The organism is Novosphingobium sp. HII-3, from assembly GCF_002916655.1.
In the GTDB taxonomy this organism is placed as follows: domain Bacteria; phylum Pseudomonadota; class Alphaproteobacteria; order Sphingomonadales; family Sphingomonadaceae; genus Novosphingobium; species Novosphingobium panipatense.
The window spans coordinates 1-7491 of the sequence record NZ_PPSM01000053.1 but is presented as its reverse complement, the minus strand read 5'-3'; the positions used below and the strand labels follow the sequence as shown (position 1 = coordinate 7491).

Here is a 7491-nt window from a genome sequence, read left to right as displayed (position 1 = left end):
CTTCCGCTCCGCTACAGCCGCTTCCCCGCTGCCGAGAGCGTCCAGCCTCAACCATGAGGCTTTTTATTCAAACCAACTGGCCCCTTTTTAAACCGGTGCCTGGCCCAATTTTATCCCGGCGTTGACAGTCGATTTCCGACGTCCTAAAGCGAAAGCCCTCCGATGCGACAAGCTCACTTGTCTGCTGCAGCCCTGCCGTATCCCGGTCGGCAGCAAAGACCCGGGGCCCTGCTCTTGCGAAGCCGAGCGCCGCTTCTCTGCCGATGCCGGAACCGGCCCCGGTTTTGATGACAACTTTGTTCTGCAGGTCTACCATCGGAGGTCTCCCGTGCTGCGGCTTAGCCGAAGAGCTTGGCTGCGGTTTTTGCTACGATTTCACCCTGGTGGCGGGCACCATCGAGCTCGATCTGCGAAGGCTGGCGCGCCCCATAGCCGCCGGCGATCGTCGTGGCGCCATAGGGCGCTCCGCCGACAATCTCGTCCATGCTCATCTGACCGCCATGGCTGTAGGGCAGGCCTACGATGGTCATCCCGAAGTGCAGCAGGTTGGTGATGATCGAGAACAGCGTCGTCTCGTTACCGCCGTGCTGGGTCGCCGATGACGTGAAAGCCGCGCCAACCTTGCCGTTCAGGGCGCCGCGTGCCCAGAGGCCGCCTGCCTGATCGAGGAAGGCCGCAAGCTGGCTCGACATGCGGCCAAAGCGTGTGCCGGTTCCCACGATGATTGCATCATAGTCGGCAAGTTCGTTGACGGTGGCGACCGGAGCGTCCTGATCAAGCTTGAAATGCGCGCCGCGGGCGATGTCCTCGGGGACGGTTTCGGGAACGCGCTTCACGTCCACGGTGGCTCCAGCGGAGCGAGCGCCTTCGGCGATAGCGTGGGCCATCGTTTCGATGTGGCCATAAGAAGAATAATAAAGAACGAGAACCTTAGCCATTGTGCAGATCCTTGAGAGAGGAGTTGGAAGAAAGCGTCTGTGTGAGACTGTTTTTACATCCGTCTTCAGGTTCGAAAATCCGAATATGATCGACGGCTATGATCGAGAAAATCGACAAGCATGGCGTCGCCACCGGCGGTGAGTTGCCATGCGATCTACCCCCTTTTTCATCGACGCCGAGGCGACGCCAATAAAAAGGGAACGATCCGTCTTTTATAGGCGATGAGAAGTGCGCTGATCCTCAGATTACCGCCAGCAAGCCGCCATCGACTTGAAGAGCAATTCCGGAGACATAGCTCGACAGGTCCGAGCCCAGGAACGCGACGGCGTCACCTATCTCGGAAGGCTTTCCAAGCCTGCGCAGCGGAGTGCGCTGGCGAAAGCCTTCGCTCGCGGCAGCGATATCGGGCGTGCTGCGCAGAAGCTCGGTATCAATTGTTCCTGGAGCAACAGCGTTGACGCGAATGCCATCAGGACCCAGGGCGTCGGCCAAGGCCTTCGCCATCAGCACGACCCCGCCTTTGCTCGTCGAATAGGCGACAGTGATGCCGGCACCGACAAGGCCTCCCATGCTGGCCATCAACACGATGCTACCGGCTTTGCTCGATGCCTTCATCTGACGTGCAGCCGCCTGTGCGCCGAACAGCGTTCCATCGAGGTTGATCGACATGAGACGCCTATAGTCTTCTTCCGTAACCTCCGCGCCGTCAGCGCGGAGGGATATGCCGGCATTCAACACCATAACGTCGACGCCGCCGAACTGATCTGCCGCAGCGACCAGGTGATCATTGTCGTCTTTCTTGGAAACATCGGCCCGCACGAACAGCGCCGGTACTCCAAGCGCCTCGATCTTCTGCGTAGTGAGGGTTCCGGCCTCGCGGGGTGCCTCGACGATGTCGGAAACGATCACGGCCTTTGCGCCATGCTGGGCCGCCGAGATGGCGATAGCGCGACCGATACCGCTTGCAGCGCCCGTGACGACGACAGTCTTGCCGTCCAGAATATTGGACATGGAAATTCTCCTTGGCGCCATTGCGCCTGTACGTGGATGATCAGCCCTGCTTGATGAGGCTGTGGACCATGAGCGCCCCGCCGAACTGCTGCAGGCGGCCGCCTTCATCGATGCGACCAAGGTTGATGGCGGCGTACCCGAGGGCTTTGATCAACTGCGCAGCTCTCGCCGATGCGTCGGGATCGTTGCTGGCGTGGAAGATGGTGCGCTTACCCGTCGCAGAACCAGGCTCCTGGGCGAGGACAGCTGCGGGAAGCGTGTTGAAGGCTTTCACGATCGCAGCGCCGGGCAAAGCCGAAGCGACGATGTCGCTTGAAAGACGCCCGCCTAGGTCTGCGGGTGAGAAGTCCGCGAAGTTGATCGCATTGGTGGCGTCGATGACCACGCGCCCGCTCCAGTCGGATGCCAAAGCCGCAACATCGGCAACGGCCGAGAACGGCATTGCGAGGATAATGGTGTCCGCTTCCACCGCTTCGGAGAGTTCGACTGGTCGAACGCTAGATCCCAGTTCCTGCGCCAGGCCGGCAAGGGAGGCGGGCCCACGAGTGTTGGCGATGAGGACAGGCGTGCTGGTCCGAGCAAACTGACGAGCCAGAGCGGTGCCGATCGCGCCCGAGCCGATGATCGAATAGGTCATGAAGAAGATCCTTTTGGGAAAGTTGAAAGAGAGGGTCAGGCCGCGCGAGGCGCCATGGCCGGAAGAGGGATGAATTCGGGGTCACCGGGCACCATTGGAAAACGACCGGAACGCCAGTCATCGGCGGCCTGCTCGATCCGCTCGAGACGGCTCGAGACAAAGTTCCAGTAGATGTGTCGCTCACCTTCGAGCGGCTCGCCGCCCATCAGCATCACCCGCGTGTCAGATGCCGCGCGCAGGACGATCTCTGAGCCGGGTTTGAAAACGATTAGCTGGTCTTTGATGAAGCGGCCGTCCTGGCCCTCGACTTCGACTTCACCGCTGACGACATATGCCGCGCGTTCGATATGATCGGATGCCAGTTTGAAGCGTTTGCCCGCGCCCAGCTGCAGATCGGCGTAGAGGGTTTCGGAGAAGATCGGCGTCGGCGACGTTACCCCTGCCAAGCTGCCGGCAAGAAGCTTCAGATGAACACCGTCCTCGGCAAGGCTTGGGAGGTCGCCCGCTTCAACATGCTTGAAGCCGGGATCTCCTTCCTCGAAATCCAGCGGCAATGCCAGCCAGGTCTGGAAACCGAACATACGCGCTCCGCGGTCGCGGAAACCCTGCCCACTGCGTTCGGAATGTACAATGCCGCGTCCCGCAGTCATCAGGTTGACCTCGCCGGGCTGGATTGTCTGGAAATAGCCTTCACTATCCCGGTGATCGAGCTCACCCTCGATCAGATACGTAAGCGTGGCGAGACCGATGTGCGGATGGGGGCGCGTATCAACGCCCTCACCAGATCGGAAGACAGCAGGTCCGAAGGCGTCGAAAAATGCGAAGGGTCCCACCATCCGGCGCTGGACCGAAGGGAGAGCCCGGCGCACATCGAAGCCGCCGAGATCACGCACTGCCGGCAGTATCACCTGCTCGACTAGTGCCGGATTTGCTTGGAAAGTCATGTCTTGTTCCTTCATCGTCGGCGATAAGCCAGTGGGAAGTCGGAGAGTTATGCGTTTCCTTCGGTCTAAAAAACCGGCATACTATCGGTGATTAGGTTCGAGGAATTAGATATGATAAGTGAGCCCGGCACTCCTACGCTTGACCAGCTAAAGGTCTTCCTGACTGTCGTGGACGTGGGGAGCTTTGCCGGCGCGGCACGGCAGCTCAATCGCGCCTCCTCCGTTGTGAGCTATTCGATTTCGAACCTCGAGGCACAACTCGGGCTGACACTGTTCGACCGGGAAACGACCCGCAAACCCCAACTGACCGAAGCTGGACGCATGGTGCTTGCTGAAGCTCGCAGGGTTGCCGGCGGTATCGACAGCCTGCGAGCGAAATCAAAGGGCATGCTGCAGGGCCTGGAATCCGAGCTTCACATCGTGCTGGACACCTTGCTGCCCGAGGAACGGGTAGTCGATGCGCTTACCAGTTTCCGCGAACAATTCCCGACTGTGACGCTTCACCTTTACGTCGAATCCTTAGGCTCGGTAACGAGGCTGGTAATGGAGCGGATTGCCACCATCGGGGTCGCTGGCCCGCTGGTCAGCCTAGATGGCATCGAAAAGGAGGGGATCGGCAGCGTGCGCATGATCCCCGTGGCCGCGCCGAGCCATCCCTTGGCGATTGCAGAGGAGAATCTGCCAGGCGCAGGTCGCGAACATGTCCAGTTGGTACTTACCGACCGATCAACGCTGACCAAGGGGCGCGACATTGCTGTGGTGGGGACCAGCACCTGGCGCCTGGGCGACCTCAGCTCAAAGCACATGCTTCTCAAAGCCGGTATCGGATGGGGGAATATGCCCGAGCCGATGATCGCGGAAGATCTGCTGACCGGGAGGCTGGTGAAGCTGGAGATGCCTGACAGCATCGGTGGTAACTATGTGATGGATGCGATCTACCGGACAGACAGCCCGCCCGGTCCAGCAGGGCGATGGCTGATACAACGCTTCAAGGAGCAGGCATAAGCTGGGACTGGAATGCCGTCGGTTTTCAGAAGCGACCTGCGAGGTTGGGCAGCAGGCTGTTGGACATGAAGGGTAGCTCAGTCTTGCTGCTCGACGGCAAGAATAGCCCGTAAAAGCGCTTCTGAGCGTTGCTGGCCGTACCCCTTGCCATAAGCACTGGATGTGATCGCGATGACCATGCGGCGACTTGGAACCACATAGATCTTATTGCCGCCATTGCCCGATGCAAAGGAGACCGGAACCACCTGGCCGTTGATCTGCTGGTTTTTTGAATACCAGAAGAAGCCATATCCTTCAGCGTAGGGATCTGAATCGGAAATACCAACCAGTGGAGCAACCGCGCGTCGGATCCAATTGGCACTGACGATCCGGCGTCCTTCATATAGACCTTGTCCACGCACCATCTCGCCGATCGCCGCACAGTCGCGGGCTGTAAGAGACAGGTTACCTTGGCCTTTGGTGTATCCAGCGGCGCCTAACGCCCACTTCCAGTGAAGGATACCCAATGGCTCGAACAACGCAGTTCGGGCGAAATCAGCCATTGATGACCCGGTCGCCTTTGCAACAACGACGCCGGCGGCATAGGCCGTGAGCGAGTTGTAGCGGTACCGTGATCCCGGCGGATCGGCGCGCGGGGCTGAAAGCAGGAATGCTATCGGATCAGGCGCTGCATCGAGTTTGTCTTCATTGCCCGGCGATGCAGGATCCGCGTCGAACGCAGCCAGACCGGAACGCATCGTCAGCACGTCCTTGATGGCGACATCACCAATGGCGCTGTTCTTGGCTTCCGGCCAATAGGTGGAAACCTTGTCATCCGGGTCGTGCATTCTTGCCCTGGTCGATCGCGATCCCCACGAGCAGCCCGGTCACACTTTTCCCTGCCGAGCGGATGTCGTGGAGAGTATCTGCCGTTTCCCCATTATAGTAGCGTTCCGCGATCACCTTGCCTTCGTGCAGCACGACGACGCCGCGTAGATCGCGATGTTCATCCTGATCGTACGCTGCAAGAACCTTATCAAGAGCAGAGCCCGGGTGTGACGCAGCTGTGCCTGCGCATAGCATCACACCGCCAAGCGCTGTCATGATGCTTCTGAGACATTTCATTGGCCAGATCCCTGATGAGGTGGAACCGGTTCCTGTCTGATAACAGCGCCTTCGTCTTGTATCCGCGCAACATGGCGCGATTTGCGCCACTGCGCCGGAGTGATGTCGAGACGGCCTCGAAAAGTTCGAGTAAGATGGGCTTGATCGACAAAGCCCGTTGAATGCGCAACGTCGGCAAGAGAGGCGATCCCCTTGCCTAGCAAAGCAGCCGCCCGTTCGAGCCGATGGCCGCGCAGATATTCCCCGGGCGAGCATTCAAGATAGCGTCGAAACACGCGTGCAAGATGGACCGGATGGATGTCCGCGTCCGCTGCAACCTGGGCTACAGTGATTTCGGGATCGTCGCTTAGGAAAATCATCTCCACGGCGCGAGAGAGCCAAGCTGGTGGCGTTTTCGCCTTCCAGGCCTCGTCGGAGGAGAGCGGCGTCACCAGCCCGTGAAGTTGTAAGGCACAGGCTTCCAGCGCGAGGGGAGTGGTCACATTGATTTGATCCGCCACGCCTCGGGCAAGTCTCTGAGCGTAGGGATCGCGCAAGCAAAAAGCCGCAGCTTCAGCACCCCTCCCCCCGGATATGGCGAGGAACCGCCCTCTGCCCCCATGGAAGCGGTCCTGATGCGACGTGCCGGGCGGGTTGTAGATCAGGATCGGTGTATCCGACACCAGCGGGGCGCCGACGGCCGACGACATATAGCCACCATCGAGCACAAGGACGGAATGCGCTTCCTCGTGCATATGCGGCCGAACTTCTTCTTCAGGCGCGTTAGCCTTAAGCAGATGGAAGCTGAAGCCTCCGGCCTGCCGGCCCTCGGGGCCGCTGCCCCAGAAATCCATCCTTCCCCGTCTGAGAACCATATAATATATTTATACCATCCTCGGCAGCCGCGCCATCGACGGCATTGCGATGATGATCGCTCGAGAACTGCCAATCATGCCGAGGATAGTCAGCCCTTGATGACAAGGGAAAGCCGGGGCGAGCTTCGGTGACAGGAGCCGCATGGACGCTCCTGTCACCCGATGCTTCGCACTTACCCAGTTCAAGAAGGCGATCGAAGCCCATGATACGGAACACGCGCTCAGTCTGCGCCTGTGCGACGCTATTCACCGGCTCGGCGCCATAGTCTGAATAATCGACGGTCGTTCGCATCGGCTTGCGGCCGCGCGGCAGAGCAAGCACGCGGGCGATCTCATCCGCAACGCCTTGAACAGGAGCATCGCAGCCGCCGCGGAACAGGTTACGCAAACCAGGCTCATACCGGTCATATTCTGCCCGGAGCTTGTCGTACCCGCCCAGCGCCGCTTTATCCGCCGGAAAGACGGCGGTAGCGAAATGGGAAGTCCCGTCCATGAAGACGCCGGGCATGACGATCACCGTCTCGGTCCCGAGGGGGCCTACTTCATAGGCCGTCGCCTCTGCGAAGGCGTCCATGGCGTACTTGCCGGCTACATAGGGCATCATGAACGGGGAAACGATCCTGGTGATGCCGCTGCCGACGTAGAGCAGGACACCCGAACCATGCTTGCGCATGTGCGGAAGCGCCGCTCGGTTCAGGCGATGAGCACCCACGGCATTGGTGTTGATGCTGTCGGCGAGTTGCTCGGCCGTGAAGCCTTCTGCCATGCCGATAAAAAGGTGAGCGGCATTATGGATCACGACATCGAGGGACGGAAAGTCGGTAAGGACCTGTGCGACAGCGGCGTTACAAGACTCCTGGCTATGGATGTCTAGGGGGCAAACTCATAAATCGGGTTGAGCTGGCAGCGGTGGCGTGATTCAGGCTTCCTTCGGAAACGGAGGGCGTATGACGCGGCGGCGATATGAACTGACGGACAAGGAATGGCTCATCATCGA

General features: G+C 59.8%; 10 protein-coding genes. 1 reads left to right on the top strand and 9 read right to left on the bottom strand.

Going from position 1 to position 7491, the window contains the following annotated elements:
• Positions 1–67 precede the first annotated feature (67 nt).
• From C2R25_RS16400 to C2R25_RS16380, 5 genes are all read right to left on the bottom strand, one after another.
• A complete protein-coding gene (locus tag C2R25_RS16400) occupies positions 68–316 on the bottom strand; it encodes an SDR family NAD(P)-dependent oxidoreductase (protein WP_103730244.1) in 249 nt (82 codons plus the stop codon).
• A gap of 22 nt (positions 317–338) precedes the next feature.
• Positions 339–938, bottom strand: a complete 600-nt coding sequence (wrbA, locus tag C2R25_RS16395; RefSeq protein WP_103730243.1) for an NAD(P)H:quinone oxidoreductase — start codon at positions 936–938, stop codon at positions 339–341.
• Positions 939–1179: 241 nt separating this feature from the next.
• Positions 1180–1950, bottom strand: a complete 771-nt coding sequence (locus C2R25_RS16390; protein ID WP_199183862.1) for an SDR family NAD(P)-dependent oxidoreductase — start codon at positions 1948–1950, stop codon at positions 1180–1182.
• A 40-nt stretch (positions 1951–1990) separates the two neighbouring features.
• A complete protein-coding gene (locus tag C2R25_RS16385; RefSeq protein ID WP_103730242.1) occupies positions 1991–2587 on the bottom strand; it encodes an NADPH-dependent F420 reductase in 597 nt (198 codons plus the stop codon).
• 35 nt (positions 2588–2622) lie between these two features.
• Positions 2623–3531 carry a pirin family protein gene (locus tag C2R25_RS16380; protein ID WP_103730241.1) on the bottom strand — a complete coding sequence of 303 codons (909 nt, stop codon included), beginning with the start codon at positions 3529–3531 and terminating at the stop codon, positions 2623–2625.
• 114 nt (positions 3532–3645) lie between these two features.
• Here C2R25_RS16380 and C2R25_RS16375 point away from each other — a divergent pair, with 114 nt between their 5' ends.
• Positions 3646–4536: a LysR family transcriptional regulator gene (locus tag C2R25_RS16375; protein WP_199183863.1), complete on the top strand. Its 891-nt coding sequence runs from the start codon at positions 3646–3648 to the stop codon at positions 4534–4536.
• A gap of 77 nt (positions 4537–4613) precedes the next feature.
• On the opposite strand, the gene C2R25_RS16370 is transcribed toward C2R25_RS16375, so the two are convergent.
• The 4 genes from C2R25_RS16370 to C2R25_RS16360 are packed head-to-tail and all read right to left on the bottom strand — an operon-like array spanning position 4614 to position 7362.
• The gene (locus C2R25_RS16370; RefSeq protein WP_199183861.1) at positions 4614–5363 is read right to left on the bottom strand and encodes a serine hydrolase; all 750 of its coding nucleotides are present in this window, start codon (positions 5361–5363) and stop codon (positions 4614–4616) included.
• Positions 5347–5640 carry a serine hydrolase gene (locus C2R25_RS21185; protein WP_255400469.1) on the bottom strand — a complete coding sequence of 98 codons (294 nt, stop codon included), beginning with the start codon at positions 5638–5640 and terminating at the stop codon, positions 5347–5349. The genes C2R25_RS16370 and C2R25_RS21185 overlap by 17 nt, the downstream gene beginning before the upstream one ends.
• Entirely contained in the window at positions 5637–6473 is an 837-nt protein-coding gene (locus C2R25_RS16365) for an AraC family transcriptional regulator (protein WP_233204081.1), read from the bottom strand. Before C2R25_RS16365 ends, C2R25_RS21185 begins: the two co-directional genes overlap by 4 nt.
• Positions 6409–7362, bottom strand: a complete 954-nt coding sequence (locus C2R25_RS16360; RefSeq protein ID WP_233204083.1) for an SDR family NAD(P)-dependent oxidoreductase — start codon at positions 7360–7362, stop codon at positions 6409–6411. The genes C2R25_RS16365 and C2R25_RS16360 overlap by 65 nt, the downstream gene beginning before the upstream one ends.
• Between the last annotated feature and the right edge of the window lie 129 nt (positions 7363–7491).